Below are 23,603 nucleotides of genomic sequence, written 5' to 3'. Positions count from 1 at the left end.
CGTTTCTACCTCAGTTTCAGGGTGGCAAGGCCGATCAGCACCAGAATCACGGTGATGATCCAGAAGCGGACGATCACCCGAGGCTCGGGCCAACCCTTGAGTTCAAAGTGGTGGTGGATCGGCGCCATGCGAAATACACGCTTGCCGGTCAGCTTGAACGAAGCCACCTGGATCACCACCGACAAGGTCTCCATGACGAACACGCCGCCCATGATGAACAGGACGATTTCCTGGCGCACGATCACGGCGATGGTGCCCAGTGCAGCACCCAGTGCCAGGGCACCGACGTCGCCCATGAACACCTGGGCCGGATAGGTGTTGAACCACAAGAAGCCCAGACCGGCACCGATCAGCGCGCCGCAGAACACGATCAGCTCACCCGCGCCCGGGACGTAAGGGATCAGCAGGTATTCGGCGAATTTCACGTTACCCGACAGGTAGCAGAAGATGCCCAGGGCGCCGCCGACCATGACGGTCGGCATGATCGCCAGGCCATCGAGACCGTCGGTGAGGTTCACCGCGTTACTGGAGCCGACGATGACGAAATAGGTCAGGACCACGAAACCGATGCCCAAAGGAATGGTGACATCCTTGAGCATCGGCAAGATCAGGGTGGTTTCGACGCTGGTCGGGGCGGTCATGTACAGGAAGATCGCAGCGCCCAGGCCAAACACCGATTGCCAGAAATACTTCCAGCGGCTTGGCAGACCGCGCGAGTTCTTCTCGATCACCTTGCGGTAGTCATCGACCCAGCCGATAGCCCCGAACAGCAGGGTAACGATCAGCACCACCCAGACATAACGGTTGCTCAGGTCGGCCCACAGCAAGGTGCTGATACCGATGGCGGAAAGAATCAGGGCGCCACCCATGGTCGGGGTGCCGGATTTGGACAGGTGCGATTGCGGGCCGTCGTTACGGACCGCTTGGCCGATCTGGCGAATCTGCAGGGTACGGATCATCCATGGGCCCAGCCACAGGGCCAGCGACAACGCGGTCAGTACCCCCAGAATCCCGCGCAGGGACAGGTACTGAAAGACCGCGAAGCCTTTGTAGAACTGTTGCAGATACTCAGCCAGCAGCAGCAGCATTAATGTTTCTCCCCGCTGGAACCGCACAAAGCAACCACGACGTTCTCCATCGCAGCGCTGCGCGAACCCTTGATCAAAATAGTGGTATTGGTGGCCTGCTCGGCGCGAACGGCGTCGATCAGGTCAGCTTGATTAGCGAAATGTCGGGCATTGGTGCCGAACGCTGCTACCGCATGAGCCATGTTGCTGCCCACTGCATAGAGTGCCGAAACCTTGTCTTTGGCGTACTCGCCTACCTGCCGATGCCCTTCCTCAGCCCACTGGCCCAATTCGCCGATATCCCCGAGCACCAGGACGGTGCGGCCGGAAAAGCCGGCGAGTATATCAACGGCAGCGCACATGGAGGTGGGGTTTGCATTGTAAGTGTCATCAATTACCCGCACGCCGTTGGGCGCCATCTGCACCACAGTGCGGCCCTTGACCGGTTGCACGGCATTGAGCCCCTGGACGATGCCGTCCAGCGTCAGACCAAAGGCATGGGCGGCAGCGGCGGCGGCCAATGCATTGGCCACGTTGTGGGTGCCGAGCAGGTTGAGCTGGACACGACCTTTACCCAACGGGCTGTGCAGGTCGAACGCTGGGCAACCGCGCTCGTCCTGGGCGATGTTGCCAGCGTAGAAGTCCGCGTCGGCGTTGCTCAGGGCAAACGTCAGCACCTGGTGATTGCCGGCGCGCTGTTTCCAGATGCCGAAGGCCTTGTCATCAAGGTTCAATACGGCCACGCCATCCTGCCCCAGACCTTCGAGGATCTCGCCCTTGGCTTCAACAATCTTATCTGGCCCGCCGAACTCGCCGACATGAGCGGTGCCGGCGTTGTTGATCAGCACCACCTGCGGCCTGGTCAAGCCGACGGTGTAGGCGATTTCGCCGACATGGTTGGCGCCCAGCTCGATGACTGCGGCGGTGTGTTCCGGTGCCAGTTCGAGCAGGGTCAGAGGCGCGCCGAGATCATTGTTCAGATTGCCGCGCGTCATCAGTACCGTGCCACGAGTGGCGAGGATGCTGGCGAGCATCTCCTTGACCGTGGTCTTGCCGCTGGAGCCGGTGATAGCGGCGACCGGCTTATCGAAGGCGGCGCGGTTCAGGGCGCCCAACTGGCCCAGGGCCAGGCGGGTATCGGCGACCACCAACTGAGGCAGGCTGCTGCCCGATACTTCGCGCTGCACCAGGGCAGCAGCGGCGCCCTTGGCAGCAACGTCGTTCAAATATTCGTGACCGTCGAAACGCGGCCCGGCCAGGGCAACAAACAGCTGCCCGGCAGTGATTGCACGGCTGTCGATGCTGACGCCATTGAAGGTTGCGTCCTGGCCAGGCAGGTGGCCCTGCAGGGGCGCAATCAGCTGGCTGAGGGACAATGGCTTAAGCATGCGGGGCCTCCCACGCGGCGAGGGCCTTTTCGGCTTCTACCAGATCGGAAAAGTCGTGGCGCTCGCCATTGATCTCCTGATAGTCCTCATGCCCTTTGCCGGCCAGGACGATGACATCGTCAACGCCGGCACTGGCGACCAACTGCGCAATGGCCAGGCCGCGACCGACAACGAACTCGACGGCATCAACCCTGGCAAAACCTGGACGGATGTCGGCGAAGATCTGCTGCGGATCTTCAGTGCGCGGGTTGTCGTCGGTGACCAGCACACGGTCAGCCAGGCGCTCGGCCACTTCGGCCATCAACGGGCGCTTGCCGCGATCGCGGTCACCACCGCAGCCGAACAGGCAGAGCAACTGGCCTTTGGCGTGCGGGCGCAACGCCTGCAGTACTTGTTCCAGGGCGTCGGGCGTGTGGGCGTAATCGACCACCACCAACGGTTTGCTGCCACCCCCCAGGCGCTGCATACGGCCGATCGGGCCTTCCAGCACAGGGGTGACGGCGAGAATTTCATCCAGCGCATAGTCCAGCGCCATCAGTGTACCAACCGCCGCCAGCATGTTGCTCAAGTTGAAGCGGCCAAGCAGGCGGCTGCGCAGGGTACGTTCGCCCTGGGCCGTGACGATCACCGCACGCACGCCATCGTCGTCAAAATGCGCTTCGCGGCAGTACAACGAAGCACTGCTGTCTTTGAGGCTGTAGCTGATCAGACGCGACTCGGCATGCTCGCCCGCCAGGCGGCGGCCGAAATCATCATCCAGGTTGACCACCCGGCAGCGCAGGTTCGGCCAGGCGAACAGACGCGCCTTGGCATCTTCGTAGACCTGCATGCTGCCGTGGTAATCCAGGTGATCGCGGGACAGGTTGGTCATCACCGCGATATCGAATTCCAGCGCCGCAACCCGACCCTGATCCAGGGCGTGGGAGGAAACCTCCATGGCGACGGCTTTCGCTCCGCCCTTCTTCAGGTCATTGAGGGTCGCCTGCACGGCAATCGGATCTGGCGTGGTCAAGCGACCGCTTTGCAGCTCGCCATAGAACCCCGTGCCCAGCGTGCCGATCAGGCCACAGCGCTGACCGAGTTTGTCCAGGGCCTGAGCCACCAGTTGAGTCACACTGGTCTTGCCGTTGGTACCGGTGACGCCGACCAGATCCAGCTGACGGCTCGGCTCGCCATAAAAGCGCCCGGCAATATCCGACAACTGGGCAATCAGGCCTTTGACCGGAATCAGCGGCACATCGGTAATCGGCAGCACAGTCGCGCCTTGCGCCTCATAGGCGACAGCCGCCGCACCGCGCTTGAGCGCATCGGCAATGTGCTCGCGACCGTCAACCTGTGCACCGGGGACCGCCAGAAACAGATCGCCCGGACGTACATTGCGGCTGTCCAGGGTCAACTCGCGAATCGACGGATCGCGGCTGGCCTGAGTAAAAAGCTTGCTCAATGGCATTGTCATTAACCACGCCCTCCTTTGGCGGGCGCAGCATTGACCTGCTGCGGTGGAGTTTCCGGCGGCAGGTTGTCCGGCGGAATGTTCATCAGACGCAGCGTACCGGACATCACCTTGCTGAAGACCGGCGCCGATACCAGGCCACCGAAGTAGCCGCCCTTGCTCGGCTCATCGATGACCACGACCACGGCATAGCGCGGGTCGCTCATCGGTCCGAAGCCGGCAAACAGCGAACGGTACGAGTTTTCGGTGTAGCCCTTGGAGCCGATGGTGGCTTTACGCGCCGTACCCGATTTGCCGCCCACGTGGTAGAACGGCACCTGGGCACGGAACACCCCGCGCGGCGCTTCAATGACCTGCTGGACCATGCCCTGGATGGTCTCGGCGACCTCCTTGGGCACTACCTGGGTCGACTCCGGCGCCTTGTCGACCTTGAGTATGCTCAATGGCACCATCTTGCCGTCGTTGGCCAGCGCCGCGTAGGCATGTACCAGTTGCAGGGCAGTAACCGACAGGCCGTAGCCGTAGGAGAGTGTCGCGGTCTCGGCCTTGCGCCATTCACGGTGGTTCGGCAGGTTGCCGACGCGTTCGCCCGGGAAGCCCAGGCCAGTGTATTGGCCCAGCCCCAGCTGGGACATCACCCGGTAGATCGACTCGCCACCGATATCGAAGGCAATCTTGCTCATGCCGACGTTACTGGAGTTGATCAGAATGCCGGTCAGGTCAAGGATCGGACCTTCGCTCTTGGACACGTCACGAATGGTGTACCGGCCCAACTGCAAGGTGCCCGGATAGACCTCGACCTTGTCGGTCGGTTTCCAGCGCCCGCTTTGCAGGGCCGCACTCATGGACAGTGGCTTGACCGTCGAGCCAGGCTCGAACACGTCAATGATCGCCCGGTTGCGCATGGCCGCCGGGAACATGCTGCGGCGGTTATTGGGGTTGTAGGTCGGCTGGTTGACCATGGCCAGCACTTCGCCAGTCTTGACGTCGAGGATCACCAGGCTACCGGCCTTGGCTTCCTGCTCGGCAATGGCGTTGCGCAGTTCGCGGGTCGCCAGGTATTGCAGGCGCAGGTCGATCGACAACGCCAAGGTCTTTCCGGCCTTGGCGTTTTTAGTTACCTGGATGTCCTTGATCAGCCGGCCGCGCCGGTCCTTGATCACCTGTCGCTTGCCGGGCACGCCCGCCAGCCACTCATCGTAAGCCAGCTCCACCCCTTCGCGACCGTGGTCGTCGAGGTCGGTAAAACCGACCATGTGCGCGGCGACATCGCCGGCCGGGTAAAAACGACGAAATTCCTCGATGCCATAGACACCGGGCACCTTGAGATCGAGCACAACCTGGCCCTGTTCCGGGGTCAGGCCACGGACCAGATAGATGAACTCCTTGCTGGCCTGTTGCTCCAGGCGCGCCGACAGTTGCTGCGGGTCCTGCTTGAGCGCGGCAGCCAGGGCCGGCCAACGGTCTTTGGCCGCCTGCATTTCTTTCGGGTTGGCCCACAGGGTGGTCACCGGCGTACTGACTGCCAGCGGTTCGCCGTTACGGTCAGTGATCAAGCCACGGTGCGCAGGAATAGGAATATGCCGCAGGCTACGGGCGTCGCCCTGGCCCTTGAGGAAGGCACGATCGACCACCTGCAGGTCGATGATTCGCCAGGCAATCGCACCGACCATCAAGGCCAGCAGGGCAATGACCACACGAAACCGCCAAGGGTAGAGTGCGCCTTCGAGTTTCATCATGGCGCCACCATCCGTACTTCGTTAGCGGCCGGAATACGCATCTTCAGTTGTTCACTGGCGAGGTTTTCAATACGGCTATGGGCGGTCCAGGTGCTCTGCTCAAGAATCAGTCGCCCCCACTCCGCCTGAGCCTTGTCGCGTTCGCTGAGCTCGCCGTACAGGGTGTTGAGCAGTTGACGGTTCCAGTGCGCGCTGTAGGACACCGCCACCGAGGAAACGAGCACGGCAACAAACAGCAGAAGCATCAGGAAGCTTCCGCCTGGCAAAGGCTTGGCGAACAAGCGGCTCACCGCAGCTTCTCGGCGACGCGCATGACCGCGCTACGCGAACGTGGGTTGGCCTTGAGCTCGGCTTCGGAGGCGAACTGGGCCTTGCCGTGAACCTTGATCTTCGGCTCGAAATGCTTGTGCTGGACCGGCAGGTTGCGCGGCAGGTTGTCGGCCTCGCCCTTGACCAGCTTGCGCATGAACAGCTTGACGATGCGATCTTCCAGGGAATGGAAGCTGATCACCACCAGACGACCGCCGACTTCCAGCGCTTCGAGTGCAGCCTCGAGGCCGGCCTCAAGATCACCCAGTTCGTTGTTGACGTGAATGCGCAGGCCCTGGAACGCACGGGTCGCCGGGTTCTTGCCCTTTTCCCAGGCCGGGTTGGCGACCTTGAGCACTTCGGCAAGGTCGGCGGTGCGCTCGAACGGCTGGATTTCGCGGCGTGCAACCACGGCATTGGCCATCCGCTTGGCAAAGCGCTCTTCGCCATACTCCTTGAATACGCGCGCGATCTCTTCGGCTGGCGCAGTGGCGATGAACTGCGCGGCACTGACACCACGACTGGGGTCCATGCGCATGTCCAGCGGGCCGTCATTCATGAAACTGAAGCCGCGCTCCGGGTCATCGAGCTGTGGCGAAGAAACACCCAGGTCGAGGAGGATGCCGTTGACCTTACCGTTGATACCGCGCTCATTCGCTTCGGCACCCAGCTCGGCAAAACTGCGCTGCACAATGACAAAGCGGCCGTCTTCGGCCGCCAGCGCTTGCCCGGTGGCAATCGCTTGAGGATCTTTGTCAAAACCCAGCAGCCTACCCTGCGGCCCGAGCTTGCTGAGGATCAAGCGGCTATGCCCGCCGCGCCCGAAGGTGCCATCCAGATAGCAGCCATCGGCGCGTACGGCGAGAGCCTCGACGGCTTCGTCAAGCAGTACGGTGATGTGGTTAAAGCCGCTATCTATAGTCACAGGATCAAATCACGCAGTTCATCAGGCATGGCGCCCGGTTGTTGGATAGCTGCAAGGTCGGCTGCCGAAACCACGTTCCAGGCATCCTCGTCCCACAGCTGAAATTTATTCAGTTGCCCCACCAGCATTGCCTTCTTGTCGAGCTTGGCGTACTCGCGCAAACGCGGCGGCACCAGGAAACGCCCACTGCCATCAAGCTCCAGATCCACCGCATTGCCGATCAGCAAACGCTGCAGGCGACGGTTCTCTTCACGCAATGACGGCAACGCGCGTAACTTGGCTTCAATCAGCTCCCACTCATCGAGGGGGTACACACACAAGCAGGGATCAACCGCATCGATGGTCACGATCAACTGCCCGGAACTACGCGAATCGAGCTCGTCACGGTACCGGCTCGGCATGGCGAGACGACCCTTGGCGTCGAGGTTGATGGCGTTTGCTCCGCGGAACACGGCTGCGATTCCCCACAATGTTAGCGTTTTTGTGTCAGAAAACCCACTTCATGCCACTTTCTGCCACTTGCGCACACTATAGGAATCCGCCTACCACACCGTCAAGGCACGCTTATAAGGAAAACCCTTACAGATCGGAGATTTAGCGCACACAGAGGGGATAGAAGGACAATCCGAAAGGGATTTTGACGAAAAAACTCAAACCCACTCATACGGATAGAGAGCGAAGTTAAAGTAATTTATTAAGAGTAAGAATTTTTCGGTATTACGAAGGCTCATCTGCTATCGATTCAAGCAGAAGGAGGGAAAAGGTGGAGAGTCGATCTGTAAGCCGGGTTCTGTCGAGGACAGTCATTCCTCTACGACGGCCATCACTGGACGCCTTTAGCAACCTACCCGGTTCCAACGCGGGCCGCGCCATATGGAACCCTATTTGGTCTTGCTCCGAGTGGGGTTTACCTAGCCACGAACTGTTGCCAGTCGTGCGGTGCGCTCTTACCGCACCTTTTCACCCTTACCGGCACCGAAGTGCTTAGGCGGTTATTTTCTGTGGCACTTTCCGTAGGCTCACGCCCCCCAGGCATTACCTGGCACTCCGCCCTATGGAGCCCGGACTTTCCTCCCCCCTCTATTGCGGAACAATAGAAGGCAGCGACTGTCCAATCGACTCTCCGCTGCAAAGGTTAACGGTAGCGGGCTCCAAGAACAAGCGCTAAAACAGATAATGGCACTATAGAATCACTGGTCTTTCTGTTTTTCCAGTGCCGCCTGGTACAGCAGGTTCTTGCGCACGCCGGTGATTTCCGCCGCCAGGGCAGCGGCGCGCTTGAGCGGCATCTCCGCCAGCAGCAGGTCAAGGATACGCATGGCCTCGCTACTCACCGCCTGCTCATCCTCTGGCGCGCTATAGCCCGCTACCAGCACCACGCACTCGCCACGCTGCTGATTGCTATCGGCCTCGACGAAGGCGCGCAGTTGCGCCAGCGGCAAACCCTTGAGGGTCTCGAAGGTCTTGGTCAGCTCACGGGCCAGCAGCGCCGGACGCTCAGCGCCGAACACCTGCTCCATATCCTGCAGGCACTCGAGAATGCGGTGCGGCGCTTCGTAGAAAATCAGCGTACGCGGCTCTTCCTTCACCTGGCTCAGACGCGCACGACGTCCTACGGCCTTGGCTGGCAGAAAGCCTTCGAAGATGAATCGGTCCGACGGCAGGCCAGCGGCCGACAGCGCCGCGATCAGAGCGCAAGCACCCGGCACCGGCACCACCGCAACGCCTGCAGCACGCGCCTGGCGCACCAGGTGATAGCCAGGATCGGAAATCAGCGGTGTGCCAGCGTCGGAAATCAGCGCAACGTTGTCCCCGGCCAACAGCCGGGTGAGAAAGCGGCTGCCCTCCTCGCGCTCGTTATGCTCGTGGCACGCGGCCAGGGGAGTATTGATGCCAAAATGTTGCAACAGACGAATGGAATGACGGGTGTCCTCGGCGGCGATCAGCGCCACGTCGCCGAGTACTTTCAAGGCCCGGGCGCTCATGTCATCCAGGTTGCCGATCGGCGTGGCCACCACATAAAGCGTGCCGGAAGTGGTTTGGGAAGCCCCTGGAACATCAGTCACTGCACACACCTGTCATCATGATCAAAGCGCCATTGTAGCCCGAGACTTGGCAACATTGGGCAACCAGAGGCGCCGCAAAGCCGCGCTACACGACCTATATTGAAGGATTAACGCCAGCAAGATCGCGCCCCGGCCAGCGCTTGGGTACAATTGCCAGTTAATTTGATCGAGTAACAGGACCCTTACATGATCGCTTGCCTGCGGCTGTTCACAGCCCTTTGCCTCGCCGCCCTGCTGGCAGCCTGCGCCAGCTCGCCCTCGTCGAGCCTCGGCGAACTGCCGCGCACACCGGATGCCAGCATCGAGCAACTGCTTGAACAGGCCACCACCAGCAAGACGCCGGAGCAGGCCGCCCTGCTGCGCCTGAGCGCCGCCGACATGGCCTACAAGCAAAAGGACAATGCCCGTGCTGCGCGCATCCTTGAGCAAGTGCCGTTGGAGCAACTCAAACCGGCCCAGCAGATTTTCGCCAGCACCCTGGCAGCAGAACTGGCGATGAGCCGCAACCAGCCGAAAATGGCCCTGACCGCCATGAGCCACCCGAGCTTGGCACGCCTCAACGAACTGCCGGACGACCAGCAAGTACGCACCCGCAGCGTGCATGCCGCCGTGCTCGAAGCCAACGGCCAGCCGCTGGCTGCCGCCCAGGAGCGCGCCCAATTGACACCGCTGCTCAAGGGCGAGGCTGCCAACGCCAACAATGACGCGATCTGGAACCTGGTTGCCGCCACCCCGCGCGAGCAGCTCAACGCCCTGAGCGGCGGCACCGACACCATGGCCGGCTGGGCCAGCCTGGCTTTGGCGGTAAAAGGCGCCGGCACCGTTGAGCAGCAACAGGCTGCCATCGACTCCTGGCGCGCTCAGCATGCCGATCATCCGGCTGCAGCGCAGCTGCCGCCATCGCTGATCAAGCTAATGGAACTGACCAGCCAGCCACTGACCAAGATTGCTCTGCTACTGCCCCAGGAAGGCCAACTGGCCGGTGTCGCCCGCGCCCTGCGTGACGGCTTCATGGCCGCCCACTTCCAGGCCCAGCAAGCTGGGCAAAAGCCACCGACCATCGAAGTCTTCGACAGCTCGCGCCTGACCTCGCTGGACGACTTCTACCGCCAGGCCCAGGCCTCGGGCGTGCAACTGGTGGTTGGCCCGCTGGAAAAACCGCTGGTTAAAAAACTTGCCGCCTACCCGCAACTGCCCATCACTACCCTGGCCCTGAACTACAGCGATGCAGGCCAGAAAGGCCCCGAGCAGTTGTACCAGTTCGGCCTCGCCGCTGAAGACGAAGCCCGCGAAGTCTCTCGCCGGGCCCGCGCCGACGGCATGGTGCGCGCCGTGGCCCTGGTACCAAAAGGCGAATGGGGCGACCGCGTGCTCAAGGCCTTCCGCCAGGACTGGGAAGCCAACGGCGGCACCCTGCTGGCTGCCCAGCACATCGATCAGCCGGTCGCCTTGGCCCAGCAGATCGCCGACCTGTTCCAGTTGCGCCAGAGCGAAGGCCGCGCCAAGAGCCTGCAAAACACCGTGGGCGGCGCCGTATCAGCCCAGCCTTCGCGTCGCCAGGACATCGACTTCATCTTCCTGGCCGCCACCCCGCAGCAAGGCCAGCAGATCAAGCCAACCCTGAACTTCCAGTACGCCGGCGACGTACCGGTATACGCCACTTCGCACGTGTACAGCGCCAGCGGTGACGTCAACCAGTACAACGACATGAACGGCGTGCGCTTCTGCGACACCCCATGGCTGCTCGACAGCGGCAACCCGTTGCGCCAGCAGGTCGAGCGCCAATGGCCGCAAGCCGCTGGCAGCCTGGGCCGCCTGTACGCCATGGGTATCGACGCCTTCAGCCTGGCGCCACGCCTGGGCCAGTTGCGCGCACTACCTGAGAACCGCATCGACGGTCTGTCCGGCAGCCTGAGCATGAACGAAAACCAGCGCATCGAGCGGCAACTACCCTGGGCCGAGTTCTCCGGCGGCCAGATCAAGCGCCTGCCCGATACCCCACGCTGATGCCCGACAGTTCGCGCAAGCAGGCCGGCCAGGCCGCCGAACGGCAAGCCCTTGAATACCTTCAGGGGCAAGGCCTGCAACTGCTGGCGCAGAACTGGCGATGCACACGCGGCGAGCTTGATCTGGTCATGCTCGACAGCGATACAGTAGTATTCGTCGAAGTCCGCTACCGGTTGCACGCAGACTTTGGCGGTGCGCTCGCCAGTATCGACGGGCGCAAGCAGGACAAACTGGTGCTAGCCGCCGAGTCTTTTCTGCAAAAGGAACCACGCTGGGCCAACCACCCCTGCCGTTTCGATGTCATCGCCTTGCAAGGCAGAGGCCATTGCGGCCCACCACTGGACTGGCTGAAAAATGCCTTCGAGTGCTGAACCCGCAATAGCCACGCCCCATTACCCCTACAACTTTTTTGCTCTTTGCTTCACGGGCTGCACAGTCATGTGCCGGGACCTTTTTTGTATACTCCCGACGCGCCCGGCCAGCCGCCCTACTTAAGGTCACACTGATGGACATGCAATCCCGAATTCGCCAGCTTTTTCAGGCCAGCATCAACACCAAGCAACAGGCGATGGAAGTCCTTGCACCACACATCGAGCAAGCCAGTCAGGTCATGGTCAATGCGCTGCTCAACGAGGGCAAGATGCTTGCCTGCGGCAACGGCGGCTCGGCCGGCGATGCCCAGCACTTCTCTTCCGAACTGCTCAACCGCTTCGAGCGCGAACGCCCGAGCCTGCCGGCCATCGCCCTGACCACCGACAGCTCGACCATCACCTCGATCGCCAACGACTACAGCTACAACGAAATCTTCTCCAAGCAGATCCGCGCCCTGGGCCAGCCCGGCGACGTGCTGCTGGCGATTTCGACCAGCGGTAACTCGGCAAACATTATTCAGGCGATCCAGGCCGCACATGATCGCGAAATGATTGTCGTAGCTCTGACCGGACGCGATGGCGGTGGCATGGCCTCGCTGTTGCTGCCAGAAGACGTCGAGATTCGTGTTCCGGCCAACGTCACCGCACGTATCCAGGAAGTCCACCTGCTGTCGATCCACTGCCTCTGCGACCTGATCGACAGCCAACTGTTCGGGAGTGAAGAATGACCCCTAACCGCCTCGGCCTGCTGGCCCTGACCCTGTGCCTGAGCCTCACCGGTTGCAGCTCGATAATCACCGCAAGCCGCGACAAGCCGATCGAGGATGACCGCGGCACCCGCACCTTCGGCAGCAAGATCGATGACTCGCTGATCGAGACCAAGGTTTCGGTGAACGTCGCCAAGGCCAACCCTGACCTGGACAAGAACTCACACATCGTTGTCAGCAGCTTCAACGGCATCGTCCTGCTCGCCGGGCAAACCCCGCGCGCCGACCTCAAGAGCCTCGCCGAACAGGCCGCCGGCCAGGTTCAGCGCGTGAAGAAAGTGCACAACGAACTGCAGGTGCTGCCGCCCTCCTCTCTCCTTGCGCGCAACAACGACGCCTGGCTGACCACCAAGATCAAGACCCAGATGCTCACCGACAGCAACATCCCCGGTTCGCGCATCAAGGTGATCACCGAGAACGGCATCGTCTATATGCTCGGCCTGCTGACCCAGCAGGAAGCCAGCCGCGCCACCAACCTGGTGCAAAGCGTGTCGGGCGTGCAGAAGATCGTTAAATTGTTCGAATACATCGACTAATAAACCTATCGCGGGGCCAGCCCCGCGATCATCGCCAAGGAATCACCATGAAAAACGGCCTGCTGCCAACCCTGCTGATTGGCGCCTTCGCCACCCTGGCCGGCTGCTCCACCCCAAGCCAGATCACCCTCAACGACGGCCGCGAATTCCAGGCCGTCGACGCGCCTCGCTATGATCGCGCCGCCGGCTTCTACGAGTTCAAGCAGCTCGACGGCAAGGTGATCAAGGTCAACAAGGACCAGGTCCGCACCATCACCGACCTCTAATCCAGGCCGGTAGACACAAAAAAGGCGATCCCTGCGGATCGCCTTTTTCGTTACTTGACCACCTTCAGGCTTGGACGCCCGCTAGGTCGTGGCGGCTGGCCACCGGCCGGTGGACCGTCGTCATCCGGCTCGACGGCCTCATCCTCTTCTTCGTCTTCATCGTCGAGCAGCGGTGGCTCAAGTTCAAAGACCATGCCCTGGCCGTTCTCCCGGGCATAGATACCCAGAATCGCACCGGCCGGCACGAACAGGGTGTGGGCAACGCCGCCAAAGCGGCCCTCGAAGCTCACAGCGTCGTTATCCATGTGCAGGTGACGTACGGCACTGGGTGAGATGTTCAGGACGATCTGACCGTCACTGGCGAAGCTCTGGGGTACCTGCACCGCCGGGTATTCGGCATTGACCAGCATATGTGGCGTGCAGTCGTTGTCCACGATCCACTCATAGAGTGCACGGACCAGATAGGGGCGACTGGAGTTCATCGACAGCTCCTTAAAACCTAGCGCATTTCACGTTCAGCAGCGGACAGGCTTGCCTGGAAGGCTTCGCGGGCAAACTGTCGCTCCATGTAGTCGAGCAACGGCTTGGCCGGCCGCGGCAGTTCGATACCCAGCAACGGCAAACGCCAGAGTATGGGCAATAGACAACAATCGACCAGACTTTGCTCCTCACTGAGGAAACAAGGCTTGTCGGCAAACAACGGCGACACCCCGGTCAGGCTCTCGCGCAATTCCTTGCGCGCTTGGACGCGTGCGGGCTCCTTGCTGCGCGGATCGAGAATCAGGTCCACCAGCGCACACCAGTCGCGCTGGATCCGGTGGATCAGCAAGCGGCTGTTGGCCCGCGCCACCGGATACACCGGCAACAGCGGTGGATGCGGATAACGTTCATCGAGGTATTCCATCACCACGGTCGACTCGTACAACGCCAGGTCTCGATCGACCAGGGTTGGCACGCTGCCATAGGGGTTCACTTCAACCAGCTTGGGCGGCAGGCGACCAGGATCGACATTGATGATCTCGACACTGACACCCTTCTCGGCGAGAACGATGCGCACCCGATGAGAATAATGGTCAGCGGGGTCGGAGTAGCAGGCTAACCGGTTGGTCACGCCCATAGTGGTCCTCCTCGCGTATGAATTTATAAAAGCTGCAAATGCAAACGCGCCCTGGAGGCACCTCTGTGATCCAGAGGCGCCCCAGGGCGCGTTCAACTACCAGAAACTACTGCGTGATCAGTGCACGTCCTTCCAGTATTCGCGCTTGAGCAGGTAAGCGAATACGAAGAAGAAGGCCAGGTACAACAGCACATAGGTACCGATGCGCTGGCTTTCCAGTTTGACCGGGTTGGCCGAGTAGGCCAGGAAGGTCACCAGGTTCTTGACCTTCTCGTCGAACTGCTCTGGCGTCAGGGTACCGGATTTCGGCTCCACGGTCAGCTGGTCGCACGCTTCATGGGTCAACGGCGAGCCGGTCAGCGGGTCATATTGCTTCTTGCCATCGACCACGGTCTGCACTTGCTTGCAGCCAATCACCTGGTTGCCTTGCAGACCAACCAGCACGTTAGGCATGCCCACGTTCGGGAAAACCTTGTTGTTCACCCCGTACGGACGCGACTTGTCCTCATAGAAGCTGCGCAGGTAGCTGTACAGCCAGTCGGTACCGCGCACCCGGGCAACCAGGGTCAGATCAGGTGGCGCCGCACCGAACCAGGTCTTGGCATCGTCTGGCTTCATGCCGATTTTCATGTGATCGCCAATCTTGGCGCCGGTGAACACCAGCTTCTCGAGCATCAGCTCGTGAGGAATACCCAGGTCATCGGCAACCCGCTCGTAACGCTGGAACTTGGCGCTGTGGCAACCCATGCAATAGTTTGCGAAGGTGCGGGCGCCGTCCTGCATGGCGGCCTTGTCGGTCAGATCGATATCCACCGTGTCCAGCACCGGACCATGCTCGGAAGCGGCGAAGGCCAGTGTTGGCATCAGTGCCATGATCATTACTGCAAATAGCTTTTTCATCAGCCAGTCACCCTTTCCGGAACCGGTTTGGTCTTCTCGAGCCTGGTGTAGAACGGCATCAGAATGAAGTAGGCGAAATACAGGAAGGTGCATACCTGCGAGAGCAAGGTCCGACCCGGGGTGGGCGCCAGAACGCCAAGCACGCCCAGGATCACGAACGAGATGCAGAACACCACCAGCCAGCTCTTGCTCATCCAGCCCTTGTAGCGCATGGATTTGACCGGGCTACGGTCCAGCCAAGGCAGGACGAACAGCACAGCGATCGCAGCACCCATGGCGATGACGCCCAGGAGCTTGTCCGGCACCGCCCGCAAGATTGCGTAGAACGGTGTGAAGTACCAGACCGGGGCAATGTGCTCAGGGGTCTTGAAGGCGTTAGCCTGTTCGAAGTTCGGTTTTTCCAGGAAGTAACCGCCCATTTCCGGGAAGAAGAACACGATTGCACAGAACACGAAGAGGAACACGACGACGCCGACGATGTCCTTCACGGTGTAGTACGGGTGGAACGCGATGCCATCCAGCGGCACGCCGTTTTCGTCTTTGTGCTTCTTGATGTCGACGCCATCAGGGTTGTTCGAGCCCACCTCGTGCAGCGCCAGGATGTGCAGCACCACCAGACCGAGGATGACGATCGGCAGGGCTACCACGTGCAGGGCGAAGAAGCGGTTCAGGGTGATGCCGGAGATCAGGTAGTCACCGCGGATCCACTGGGTCAGGTCGTCGCCGATCACCGGAATGGCACCGAACAGCGAGATGATCACCTGGGCACCCCAGTAGGACATCTGGCCCCATGGCAGCAGGTAACCCATGAAGGCTTCAGCCATCAGCGCCAGGTAGATCAGCATGCCGAACACCCAGACCAGCTCCCGAGGCTTCTGGTACGAGCCGTACAGCAGGCCACGGAACATGTGCAGGTAGACGACGATGAAGAATGCCGAAGCCCCGGTGGAGTGCAGGTAGCGCAGGATCCAGCCGTATTCGACGTCACGCATGATGTATTCGACCGAGGCGAACGCCTCTTCGGCCGACGGCGTGAAGCTCATGGTCAGCCATACGCCGGTGACGATCTGGTTGACCAGCACCAGCAGGGCCAGGGAGCCAAAAAAGTAGAAGAAGTTGAAGTTCTTCGGGGCGTAGTACTTGCTGAGATGGTCTTCCCACATCTTGGTCGCGGGGAAGCGGGCGTCAACCCAATCCATTAACTTACTCATCACGCGTTCTCCTGATCGACGCCGACGACGATGATGTCGTCCGACTCATAAGAGTGCGGCGGCACTGGCAGATTGAGCGGTGCCGGCTGCGATTTGTAGACGCGGCCAGCCAGGTCGTAGTGCGAACCGTGGCACGGGCAGAAATAGCCACCAACCCACTTGGGACCCAGGTCGACAGGTGCCACTTCCGGGCGGAAGGTCGGCGAACAGCCCAGGTGGGTGCACAGGCCGACCAGCACGAGAATCTCCGGCTTGATCGAGCGGTTCGACGGATCGACGTAGGTCGGCTGCACCGAAGCCTTGGACTCGGGGTCAGAGAGGTCGCCGGTAATCTTCTTGAGGTTACCGAGGATCTCTTCGGTACGACGGACGATGAACACCGGTTGGCCGCGCCATTCAGCAATCATCTGCTGACCAGGCTCTACCTTGGCGATATTGACCTTCACCGGTGCACCAGCGGCTTTCGCCTTGGCACTGGGAAACCATGACCCTACGAACGGGACCGCAGCCCCCACCGCTCCTGCAGCACCCACCACGGACGTGGCTGCTACGAGGAAGCGACGCCGGCCTGCATTGACGCCGTCATTGCTCATTCAGTCCTCTCCCATCAGCTTTATGGCCTGTTGCAACAGGCATCTACTAAGTAATTTCTGAACCGCTAAAAATTTGCCGCATGGTAATGAAAAGACCCTTCTCTGACAAGGTGATTAGCCCAGTGCCACCCCGCTATCCCTTGTAACTCTTGACTTGCGTCTATGCGGCAAGTTGTCACAGTAAACAACAGCATAGTTATTCAAGACATAAAAAAAGCCCGGTTCCACCAGGAACCGGGCTTTTTTTGAACGCCGAAGCGAAATTAACGCTTGGAGTACTGAGGACGCTTACGTGCTTTACGCAGACCCACTTTCTTACGCTCGACTTCACGAGCGTCGCGGGTGACGAAGCCAGCACGACGCAGAGCGCCACGCAGGGTTTCGTCGTAGTCCATCAGTGCACGGGTGATACCGTGACGGATTGCACCGGCCTGGCCGCTGACACCACCACCGATAACGGTGACGTAGATGTCGAACTTTTCGGTGGTCTCGGTCAGTTCCAGCGGCTGGCGTACTACCATGCGCGCGGTTTCACGACCGAAGAACACGTCCAGAGAACGGTTGTTGATGGAGATGTTACCGGTACCTGGACGCAGGAAAACGCGAGCGGTTGCGGTCTTGCGACGGCCAGTGCCGTAATTTTGAGTCGCCGACATAATGAACTATTCCGTTAAATCTTCAGTTCTTGGGGCTGCTGAGCAGTATGAGGGTGAGTAGCGCCCGCATAGACTTTCAGCTTACGGTACATGTCGCGACCCAGTGGGTTCTTAGGCAGCATGCCTTTAACCGCGGTCTCGATCACGCGCTCTGGGGCCTTGGCGATCAACTTCTCGAAGTTGATTTCCTTGATACCGCCCGGGAAGCCGGAGTGGGAGTAGTAAATTTTGTCCGAAGTCTTGGCACCAGTGACACGGATCTGCTCGGCGTTGATGACGACGATGTAGTCGCCGGTGTCAACGTGAGGAGTGTACTCTGGCTTGTGCTTGCCACGCAGACGGCTCGCGATCTCAGTGGCGAGACGACCCAGGGTCTTGCCAGCAGCATCAACGACGAACCAGTCGCGTTTTACTGTTTCCGGTTTAGCAGTAAAAGTTTTCATTCTTTATAGCCTCAGGGGCCGCCCAGCGAAAATAAGACGGCAGATCTTACTGGATAGTGCGCACCTTGACAAGTCAAGGACACAGCCGCACACGGACGCTATCGGGGGCTCGGGTCAGCGCGTCCAATATTCGGCAGGGTTCTTCTGTGAGCGGGGCATCACTCCCACCACACCGAGAGGGGCTGAATTATCCAGATTGCGAAAAAAAATTCAACCTGCTTTTATGCTTCTTTTACTCAGGAAGCCGTCGCATGGACTATCGCCAGCTGGGCCGAACCGACCTCAATGTCAGCGCCCTGTGCCTGGGCAGCATGACCTGGGGCGAGCAGAACGACCAGACGCAGGCCTTCGCCCAGATCGAACGGGCCAAGGCCGCCGGGATCAACTTCATCGATACCGCCGAGATGTACCCCGTCCCTCCCCGTCCGGAAACCTACGCCGCCACCGAGCGAATCATCGGCGAGTGGTTCCGCCAGCGCGGCGATCGCGCCGACTGGATCCTGGCCAGCAAGGTCGCTGGCCCCGGCAACGGCATCAACCATATTCGCGACGGCCTGCTCAAGCACAACCGCCAGCACATCGTGGCCGCCCTCGACGACAGCCTCAAGCGCCTGCAGACCGACTGGATCGACCTGTACCAGTTGCACTGGCCCGAACGCAGCACCAACTTCTTCGGCAAGCTGGGCTACCAGCACGCGCCGCAGGACCTGTTCACCCCACTGGAAGAAACCCTCGAAGTACTCGACGAGCAGGTCAAGGCCGGCAAGATCCGCCACATCGGCCTGTCCAACGAAACCCCATGGGGCACCATGAAGTTCCTGCAACTGGCCGAAAGCCGTGGCTGGAGCCGCGCGGTATCGATCCAGAACCCCTACAACCTGCTCAACCGCAGCTTCGAGGTGGGCCTGGCGGAAATCGCCATCCGCGAACAGTGCGGCCTGCTCGCCTACTCGCCCCTGGCTTTTGGCATGCTCTCGGGCAAATACGAGAACGGCGCGCGCCCCGCCGCAGGCCGCCTGAGTTTGTTCAACCGCTTTTCACGCTACTCCAATCCGCAAACCGTGGCCGCTTGCAGCCGCTACGTGAAGCTGGCACGCGACCACGGCCTGGACCCGGCACAGATGGCCCTGGCCTTCGTCACCCGCCAACCGTTCGTGACCAGCAACATCATCGGCGCCACGACCCTTGAGCAACTGGACAGCAACCTGGCCAGCGTCGACCTCAAGCTCAGCGATGAGCTGCTGGCGGGCATCGAGGCCATCCACCAGGAGCAGCCCAATCCCGCGCCATAGAGACTGCGGGTGCGGGCTTGCCCCGCGCCCTCAAAACCGAGGGTAGACACAATCGCCAAAAAATAAGACGATCCAGCCGGTGATTGACCACTCTACCCTATAAGAATAAAGAAAATGATGTTTACCCAACCCACGGCGTCCTTGCGGCGCGTCAGCATCCTGGCCATCGACAATGTCTTCGCATCGACCCTGATGCAGGCCAAGGATTTCTTCCACCTGGCCAGCCTGCGCTACAGCAAGCAATTGGGTCTGGGCCTGCAACCGATGTTCGAAACCCGCCTGGTGAGCCCTGACGGCCAGCCTGTGCGCAGTTTCAGCGACGTGATGCTGCCGGTCGACAGTGGCCTGGAGCAGGCCGACATCATCATCCTGCCGGCCTTCTGGGACGATTTCGACGCCCTGTGCCAGCGCTACCCGCAAGTGCTGCCCTGGCTACGTGAGCAGCACGCCCGCGGCGCGGTGCTCTGCGGCGAAGCCAGTGGCGTGTTCTGGCTGGCCGAAGCCGGGCTGCTCGATGGCAAGGAGGCGACCACCTACTGGCGCTTCTTCAGCCAGTTCGAGGAGCGCTTCCCCAAAGTCAGCCTCAACCAGGACAAGCACCTGACCGACGCCGACAACCTCTACTGCGCCGGCGGCACCACCTCGGCCTGTGACCTGTATATCTACCTGATCGAGCGCTTCTGCGGAGCCAATGTGGCGCAAGCGGTGGCCCGCGACATCCTCTATGAAGTGCAGCGTAACTACACCCCGGGACGCATGGGCTTTGGCGGGCAGAAGCTGCACCAGGATCTGATCATCCTGCAGATCCAGCACTGGCTCGAAGAGCATTTTGCCGACAAGTTCCGCTTCGAGGACGTCGCCCGCAACCACGGCATGAGCATCCGCAATTTCATGCGCCGCTTCCAGAGCGCTACCGGCGACAAGCCGCTGCACTACCTGCAACGGCTGCGCATCGAAACCGCCAAGGGTTTGCTGTCGGGCACACGCAAGAGCATCAAGACCATCAGTTATGAAGTGGGTTATGACGACGCGAGTTTCTTTGCCCGGTTGTTCAGGCAGCACACGGAGTTGTCGCCGAATCAGTATCGGCAGCAGTTCATGCAGGAGGCCTGAAGGCCTCATCGCGGGACAAGCCCGCTCCTTGTGGGAGCTGGCTTGCCAGCGATGAAGGCGCCGCCAATTAAGGCTTGTGCGCCCGCGAGAGGAATTCGTGGGACTGCATCTCCAGCAAGCGGCTCAGGGTACGCTGGAACTCGAAGGTCAAACGACCGCCGGTGTACAGGTCCTTGAGCTCGACCTCGGCCGAGATGATCAGCTTGACGTTGCGGTCATAGAATTCGTCGACCATGTTGATGAAGCGCCGGGCGATGTCGTCGGTCGCCACACTCATCTGCTCAACGTCGCTAAGCAACACGGCATGGAAGATCTTGCCCAGCTCGATGTAGTCGTTCTGGCTGCGCGGGCCATCGCACAGTTCGCGGAATTCGAACCAGGCAACGTCATCGCAAGTACGCAGCGCGCGGATCTCGCGGTTCTCGATCATCAGCACGTCGTTCTCGACCGCCTGGGTGCATTCGGGCGTCAGCGCACGGAAGCTCTTGCGCAGGCTTTCGTGGGCGGCTTCGTCGAGCGGGAAGTGGAACAGCTCAGCCTGCTCCAGGTGGCGCAGGCGATAGTCGACGCCGCTGTCGACGTTGACGATCTCGGTGTTCTGCTTGATCAGGGCAATCGCCGGCAAGAAGCGCGCACGCTGCAAGCCATCTTTGTACAAACCGTCGGGCACGATGTTGGAGGTGGCCACCAGGGTCACGCCGTTCTTGAACAGCTCTTCCATCAGGGTGCCGAGGATCATCGCGTCGGTGATGTCGGAGACGAAGAACTCGTCAAAGCAGATCACCCGCGCCTCTTCGGAGAAGCGCTTGGCGATGATGGTCAGAGGGTTCTTCTCGCCCTTGAGGGTTTTCATTTCCTCATGGACGCGCTTCATGAAGCGGTGGAAGTGCGTACGCGACTTCTGCTTGAACGGCAGCGCTTCGAAGAAGGTATCGACCAGGTAGGTCTTGCCGCGGCCTACCCCACCCCAGAAGTACAAGCCCTTGACCGGTGCCTGGTCCTTCTTGCCGAACAGCTTGCCGAACACACCTGGCTTGCTGTTCTGCGCCGCGATCAGATCGTCGTACAGGCGCTGCAGATGACGCACAGCCGTTTCTTGTGCGGCGTCATGGAAGAATTCAGGGCGTTTGAGATCTGCTTGATATCGTTCTAGGGGCGTCATAATTCGTTAGCAAGGTAACAAAAACGGGCCGTCACTGTAGCGACGGCCCGGGATAATGGCAATCAGACTTCCGATAAGCCGTTCAGTCCTGCTGGGGCATCAGGGCCGCGCGCAGGGATTCGATTGCCGCGTCACGGGCAGCGCCATCGGCAAACTGCGGGCCATCACCGACACACTCGCCTTCCAGCCACAGGCTGAAGCCCAGGCCTTCATGGCGTACATCGAGCTCACCGCCCAACTGCAGTTGCTTGCTCACCACACCGGCGGTCTTGCCATCGGCGAAATTGCGCGACAACAGCAGTTGCTCGCCATCGGCGGCCAGCAGGCGGAAGCGGAAGCTGCCGTCGTCTTCACGGAAGCTGACGAAGCGCGCCGTCTTGGCCGCCTTCTTCTTGACCTGGGCAGTGCCCTGCTCGACGCTGCGGAACGAACGCAGGCCCACCGCCTCACGCAACTCCTCAAGGAACGGCGTAGCGACCTTGCGGGCTTTTTGCGCACCGGCCAGGAGGATGTCTTCCAGGTCGGCCGGGCGGCTGATCAACTGGTGATAGCGCTCGCGTGGCTCGCTCAACTGGCCATCGAGCAACTGGAACAGGCGCTGCTTGGCTTCGCCCCAGCCCAGGCCCTGCAGCAGTTCGCTACGGAATTCGTCAGCTTGCGTGGCAGTGGCGAAGGCCTGGAACAGGGTGAACAGGTGCGCGTTGTCCGGATCCTTGGCTTCGCCCGGGGCGCGGGAGTCGGTGACGATGCGCGAGATGGCATCCTTCATGTCCTTGGCGCTGCTGAACAACGGGATGGTGTTGTCGTAGCTCTTGGACATCTTGCGCCCGTCCAGGCCCGGCAGGGTGGCCACGCTCTCCTCGATCAGCGCTTCGGGCATGGCGAAGAATTCCTTGCCCTGGCCGAACAGGTGATTGAAGCGCTGACCGATATCGCGGGCCATCTCCACGTGCTGGATCTGGTCGCGGCCGACCGGCACCTTGTTGGCGTTGAACATCAGGATGTCGGCAGCCATCAGTACCGGGTAGCTGTACAGGCCCATGCTGATACCCGCATCCGGGTCTTCACCGTTCTCGACGTTCTTGTCCACCGAGGCCTTGTAGGCGTGCGCACGGTTGAGCAGGCCCTTGGCCGCGACGCAGGTCAGCAGCCAGGTCAGCTCGGGGATTTCCGGGATGTCGGACTGACGATAGAAAGTCACTCGTTCCGGGTCCAGGCCACCGGCCAGCCAGGTCGCGGCGATTTCCAGGCGCGAGCGCTGGATGCGCTGCGGGTCATCGCATTTGATCAGGGCGTGGTAGTCGGCCAGGAAGTAGAACGAGTCGACACCCGGCTCACGGCTGGCGAGGATCGCCGGGCGGATGGCACCGGCGTAGTTGCCCAGGTGAGGCGTGCCCGTGGTGGTGATACCGGTAAGGATGCGCGTGGTCATGGGTAATCGCTTATCAGGCTTGTATCAGTTCGAAAGGCGCGGCAGCACCAGTTCCTTGAGGTCGGTGAGCTTGCCATGGAAAAAGTGTCCGCATTCTGCCACTTTCAGCAGCTCATGGGGGCGTGACAGTGCGTCGGACCAATCGTAGACGATCTGTGGCTCGATCACTTCGTCGGTTTCTGGCTGGATGACGGTCAGCGCGCAAGCCTGCGGCAGCGCATCCTGGTCCCTGAGGCGCATCACTGCCGGCGCCACCATGAACAAGTGCTTGAGCGAGATGTCGCTGGCTTCCAGGCGCCCGCCAAGGCTGGCCGCAACAAAACCGCCGAACGAGAAGCCCATCAGGGTCAATGGCAACTGCGGATGCTTTTCCAGCAACCAGTTGGCCGCCGCCTGGGCATCGTCCACTTCGCCGCTGCCCATGTCGTGGCTGCCGGCACTGGCGCTGACACCCCGGTAGTTGAAACGCAAGGTAATGTAACCGGCATCGCGAGCGGTGCGTTGCAGCATCGACACTACCTTGTTGGTCATGGTGCCACCCTGCACTGGGTTGGGATGGCACAGCAGCACGACGCCGCGGGCGTCGGCGACATCGAGGTACAAGGCTTCCAATTGGCCGACCGGGCCATCGATGAATACGGGGGTTTCGCGGATAAGCAAGGATAAACTCCGTGACCTGGGGAAGGGTCGACTCGTCTAGCTGAATGATTCTGTCTGAGATATTTGCGATGGTTCGCGGTATACAGCGCAGGTCCGAGCCGTTAACGTAAAGCAAAGCCGTTTATAGAGG

At 60.9% G+C, this 23,603-nt stretch carries 25 protein-coding genes and 1 other RNA gene; 7 read left to right on the top strand and 19 right to left on the bottom strand.

The annotated features are described in order from the left end of the window. Window positions 1-5: 5 nt before the first annotated feature. From mraY to rsmI, 9 genes are all read right to left on the bottom strand, one after another. Window positions 6-1,088: a phospho-N-acetylmuramoyl-pentapeptide-transferase gene (gene mraY, locus M5G17_RS16550; protein ID WP_273893996.1), complete on the bottom strand. Its 1,083-nt coding sequence runs from the start codon at window positions 1,086-1,088 to the stop codon at window positions 6-8. Continuing rightward, window positions 1,088-2,455, bottom strand: a complete 1,368-nt coding sequence (locus tag M5G17_RS16545; RefSeq protein ID WP_273893995.1) for a UDP-N-acetylmuramoyl-tripeptide--D-alanyl-D-alanine ligase — start codon at window positions 2,453-2,455, stop codon at window positions 1,088-1,090. The genes mraY and M5G17_RS16545 overlap by 1 nt, the downstream gene beginning before the upstream one ends. After that, window positions 2,448-3,911, bottom strand: coding sequence for a UDP-N-acetylmuramoyl-L-alanyl-D-glutamate--2,6-diaminopimelate ligase (locus M5G17_RS16540; protein WP_273893994.1), 1,464 nt, complete (start codon window positions 3,909-3,911; stop codon window positions 2,448-2,450). Before M5G17_RS16540 ends, M5G17_RS16545 begins: the two co-directional genes overlap by 8 nt. Further along, window positions 3,911-5,644 carry a peptidoglycan D,D-transpeptidase FtsI family protein gene (locus tag M5G17_RS16535; RefSeq protein ID WP_273894130.1) on the bottom strand — a complete coding sequence of 578 codons (1,734 nt, stop codon included), beginning with the start codon at window positions 5,642-5,644 and terminating at the stop codon, window positions 3,911-3,913. Before M5G17_RS16535 ends, M5G17_RS16540 begins: the two co-directional genes overlap by 1 nt. After that, complete coding sequence (ftsL, locus tag M5G17_RS16530; protein ID WP_273893993.1) at window positions 5,644-5,937, bottom strand: cell division protein FtsL; 294 nt, start codon at window positions 5,935-5,937, stop codon at window positions 5,644-5,646. The genes M5G17_RS16535 and ftsL overlap by 1 nt, the downstream gene beginning before the upstream one ends. Next, the gene (rsmH, locus tag M5G17_RS16525; protein ID WP_420793381.1) at window positions 5,934-6,881 is read right to left on the bottom strand and encodes a 16S rRNA (cytosine(1402)-N(4))-methyltransferase RsmH; all 948 of its coding nucleotides are present in this window, start codon (window positions 6,879-6,881) and stop codon (window positions 5,934-5,936) included. Before rsmH ends, ftsL begins: the two co-directional genes overlap by 4 nt. Further along, the gene (gene mraZ, locus M5G17_RS16520) at window positions 6,878-7,333 is read right to left on the bottom strand and encodes a division/cell wall cluster transcriptional repressor MraZ (RefSeq protein WP_273893992.1); all 456 of its coding nucleotides are present in this window, start codon (window positions 7,331-7,333) and stop codon (window positions 6,878-6,880) included. The genes rsmH and mraZ overlap by 4 nt, the downstream gene beginning before the upstream one ends. A 311-nt stretch (window positions 7,334-7,644) precedes the next feature. Continuing rightward, window positions 7,645-8,004, bottom strand: an RNA gene (gene rnpB / locus M5G17_RS16515) — RNase P RNA component class A. Window positions 8,005-8,071: 67 nt separating this feature from the next. Further along, the gene (gene rsmI, locus M5G17_RS16510) at window positions 8,072-8,947 is read right to left on the bottom strand and encodes a 16S rRNA (cytidine(1402)-2'-O)-methyltransferase (protein ID WP_273893991.1); all 876 of its coding nucleotides are present in this window, start codon (window positions 8,945-8,947) and stop codon (window positions 8,072-8,074) included. Between the two features lie 186 nt (window positions 8,948-9,133). Between rsmI and M5G17_RS16505 the strand changes: the two genes are divergently transcribed. From M5G17_RS16505 to M5G17_RS16485, 5 genes are all read left to right on the top strand, one after another. Further along, window positions 9,134-10,954 (top strand): penicillin-binding protein activator, encoded by a 1,821-nt coding sequence (locus M5G17_RS16505; protein WP_273893990.1) that lies wholly within the window; start codon window positions 9,134-9,136, stop codon window positions 10,952-10,954. Beyond that, the gene (locus M5G17_RS16500; RefSeq protein WP_273893989.1) at window positions 10,954-11,325 is read left to right on the top strand and encodes a YraN family protein; all 372 of its coding nucleotides are present in this window, start codon (window positions 10,954-10,956) and stop codon (window positions 11,323-11,325) included. Before M5G17_RS16505 ends, M5G17_RS16500 begins: the two co-directional genes overlap by 1 nt. A 134-nt stretch (window positions 11,326-11,459) precedes the next feature. After that, the gene (locus M5G17_RS16495) at window positions 11,460-12,053 is read left to right on the top strand and encodes a phosphoheptose isomerase (protein ID WP_116550244.1); all 594 of its coding nucleotides are present in this window, start codon (window positions 11,460-11,462) and stop codon (window positions 12,051-12,053) included. Continuing rightward, on the top strand, window positions 12,050-12,628 hold the full coding sequence (locus tag M5G17_RS16490; protein ID WP_130266174.1) for a BON domain-containing protein: 579 nt from the start codon (window positions 12,050-12,052) through the stop codon (window positions 12,626-12,628). Before M5G17_RS16495 ends, M5G17_RS16490 begins: the two co-directional genes overlap by 4 nt. Before the next feature lie 47 nt (window positions 12,629-12,675). Further along, complete coding sequence (locus M5G17_RS16485) at window positions 12,676-12,894, top strand: YgdI/YgdR family lipoprotein (RefSeq protein ID WP_038998857.1); 219 nt, start codon at window positions 12,676-12,678, stop codon at window positions 12,892-12,894. 50 nt (window positions 12,895-12,944) lie between these two features. On the opposite strand, the gene M5G17_RS16480 is transcribed toward M5G17_RS16485, so the two are convergent. The 7 genes from M5G17_RS16480 to rplM form a co-directional block, all read right to left on the bottom strand. Continuing rightward, window positions 12,945-13,376 (bottom strand): ClpXP protease specificity-enhancing factor, encoded by a 432-nt coding sequence (locus M5G17_RS16480; RefSeq protein WP_273893988.1) that lies wholly within the window; start codon window positions 13,374-13,376, stop codon window positions 12,945-12,947. A 17-nt stretch (window positions 13,377-13,393) separates the two neighbouring features. Beyond that, a complete protein-coding gene (locus tag M5G17_RS16475) occupies window positions 13,394-14,011 on the bottom strand; it encodes a glutathione S-transferase N-terminal domain-containing protein (protein WP_130266177.1) in 618 nt (205 codons plus the stop codon). Window positions 14,012-14,128: 117 nt separating this feature from the next. Beyond that, the gene (locus M5G17_RS16470) at window positions 14,129-14,911 is read right to left on the bottom strand and encodes a cytochrome c1 (RefSeq protein WP_273893987.1); all 783 of its coding nucleotides are present in this window, start codon (window positions 14,909-14,911) and stop codon (window positions 14,129-14,131) included. Then, entirely contained in the window at window positions 14,911-16,122 is a 1,212-nt protein-coding gene (locus M5G17_RS16465; RefSeq protein WP_130266179.1) for a cytochrome b, read from the bottom strand. Before M5G17_RS16465 ends, M5G17_RS16470 begins: the two co-directional genes overlap by 1 nt. Then, a complete protein-coding gene (gene petA, locus M5G17_RS16460; protein ID WP_010220763.1) occupies window positions 16,122-16,715 on the bottom strand; it encodes a ubiquinol-cytochrome c reductase iron-sulfur subunit in 594 nt (197 codons plus the stop codon). The genes M5G17_RS16465 and petA overlap by 1 nt, the downstream gene beginning before the upstream one ends. A gap of 263 nt (window positions 16,716-16,978) precedes the next feature. After that, complete coding sequence (gene rpsI, locus M5G17_RS16455; protein WP_115085418.1) at window positions 16,979-17,371, bottom strand: 30S ribosomal protein S9; 393 nt, start codon at window positions 17,369-17,371, stop codon at window positions 16,979-16,981. Between the two features lie 14 nt (window positions 17,372-17,385). Then, window positions 17,386-17,814, bottom strand: a complete 429-nt coding sequence (gene rplM, locus M5G17_RS16450) for a 50S ribosomal protein L13 (protein WP_130266180.1) — start codon at window positions 17,812-17,814, stop codon at window positions 17,386-17,388. Between the two features lie 251 nt (window positions 17,815-18,065). Between rplM and M5G17_RS16445 the strand changes: the two genes are divergently transcribed. After that, window positions 18,066-19,106 carry an NADP(H)-dependent aldo-keto reductase gene (locus M5G17_RS16445; RefSeq protein WP_273893985.1) on the top strand — a complete coding sequence of 347 codons (1,041 nt, stop codon included), beginning with the start codon at window positions 18,066-18,068 and terminating at the stop codon, window positions 19,104-19,106. 216 nt (window positions 19,107-19,322) lie between these two features. Then, a complete protein-coding gene (locus M5G17_RS16440; RefSeq protein WP_273894128.1) occupies window positions 19,323-20,219 on the top strand; it encodes a GlxA family transcriptional regulator in 897 nt (298 codons plus the stop codon). A gap of 67 nt (window positions 20,220-20,286) precedes the next feature. Here the strand turns inward: M5G17_RS16440 and zapE are convergent, their stop codons facing one another. The 3 genes from zapE to M5G17_RS16425 all read right to left on the bottom strand — a co-directional run bounded on the left by zapE (window position 20,287) and on the right by M5G17_RS16425 (window position 23,473). Beyond that, on the bottom strand, window positions 20,287-21,381 hold the full coding sequence (zapE, locus tag M5G17_RS16435) for a cell division protein ZapE (protein WP_273893984.1): 1,095 nt from the start codon (window positions 21,379-21,381) through the stop codon (window positions 20,287-20,289). Window positions 21,382-21,463: 82 nt separating this feature from the next. Further along, window positions 21,464-22,813, bottom strand: coding sequence for a tryptophan--tRNA ligase (locus tag M5G17_RS16430; RefSeq protein ID WP_273893983.1), 1,350 nt, complete (start codon window positions 22,811-22,813; stop codon window positions 21,464-21,466). A 24-nt stretch (window positions 22,814-22,837) separates the two neighbouring features. Then, window positions 22,838-23,473 carry an alpha/beta hydrolase gene (locus M5G17_RS16425; RefSeq protein WP_273893981.1) on the bottom strand — a complete coding sequence of 212 codons (636 nt, stop codon included), beginning with the start codon at window positions 23,471-23,473 and terminating at the stop codon, window positions 22,838-22,840. Window positions 23,474-23,603: the final 130 nt, after the last annotated feature.

It is taken from the genome of Pseudomonas rubra, assembly GCF_028656935.1.
Classification (GTDB): domain Bacteria; phylum Pseudomonadota; class Gammaproteobacteria; order Pseudomonadales; family Pseudomonadaceae; genus Aquipseudomonas; species Aquipseudomonas rubra.
The sequence above is the reverse complement of the archived record's forward strand: the minus strand, read 5'-3'. Positions and strand labels throughout refer to the sequence as shown.

Coding starts and splice junctions, on each gene's coding strand:
- M5G17_RS16540 (WP_273893994.1), bottom strand. CDS start 3,911: ATGACAATGCCATTGAGCAAGCTTTTTACTCAGGCCAGCCGCGATCCG.
- M5G17_RS16495 (WP_116550244.1), top strand. CDS start 11,460: ATGGACATGCAATCCCGAATTCGCCAGCTTTTTCAGGCCAGCATCAAC.
- M5G17_RS16490 (WP_130266174.1), top strand. CDS start 12,050: ATGACCCCTAACCGCCTCGGCCTGCTGGCCCTGACCCTGTGCCTGAGC.
- M5G17_RS16485 (WP_038998857.1), top strand. CDS start 12,676: ATGAAAAACGGCCTGCTGCCAACCCTGCTGATTGGCGCCTTCGCCACC.
- M5G17_RS16545 (WP_273893995.1), bottom strand. CDS start 2,455: ATGCTTAAGCCATTGTCCCTCAGCCAGCTGATTGCGCCCCTGCAGGGC.
- zapE (WP_273893984.1), bottom strand. CDS start 21,381: ATGACGCCCCTAGAACGATATCAAGCAGATCTCAAACGCCCTGAATTC.
- M5G17_RS16480 (WP_273893988.1), bottom strand. CDS start 13,376: ATGAACTCCAGTCGCCCCTATCTGGTCCGTGCACTCTATGAGTGGATC.
- M5G17_RS16445 (WP_273893985.1), top strand. CDS start 18,066: ATGGACTATCGCCAGCTGGGCCGAACCGACCTCAATGTCAGCGCCCTG.
- M5G17_RS16475 (WP_130266177.1), bottom strand. CDS start 14,011: ATGGGCGTGACCAACCGGTTAGCCTGCTACTCCGACCCCGCTGACCAT.
- mraY (WP_273893996.1), bottom strand. CDS start 1,088: ATGCTGCTGCTGCTGGCTGAGTATCTGCAACAGTTCTACAAAGGCTTC.
- M5G17_RS16430 (WP_273893983.1), bottom strand. CDS start 22,813: ATGACCACGCGCATCCTTACCGGTATCACCACCACGGGCACGCCTCAC.
- M5G17_RS16500 (WP_273893989.1), top strand. CDS start 10,954: ATGCCCGACAGTTCGCGCAAGCAGGCCGGCCAGGCCGCCGAACGGCAA.
- M5G17_RS16505 (WP_273893990.1), top strand. CDS start 9,134: ATGATCGCTTGCCTGCGGCTGTTCACAGCCCTTTGCCTCGCCGCCCTG.
- petA (WP_010220763.1), bottom strand. CDS start 16,715: ATGAGCAATGACGGCGTCAATGCAGGCCGGCGTCGCTTCCTCGTAGCA.
- rplM (WP_130266180.1), bottom strand. CDS start 17,814: ATGAAAACTTTTACTGCTAAACCGGAAACAGTAAAACGCGACTGGTTC.
- M5G17_RS16465 (WP_130266179.1), bottom strand. CDS start 16,122: ATGAGTAAGTTAATGGATTGGGTTGACGCCCGCTTCCCCGCGACCAAG.
- rpsI (WP_115085418.1), bottom strand. CDS start 17,371: ATGTCGGCGACTCAAAATTACGGCACTGGCCGTCGCAAGACCGCAACC.
- M5G17_RS16470 (WP_273893987.1), bottom strand. CDS start 14,911: ATGAAAAAGCTATTTGCAGTAATGATCATGGCACTGATGCCAACACTG.
- M5G17_RS16535 (WP_273894130.1), bottom strand. CDS start 5,644: ATGAAACTCGAAGGCGCACTCTACCCTTGGCGGTTTCGTGTGGTCATT.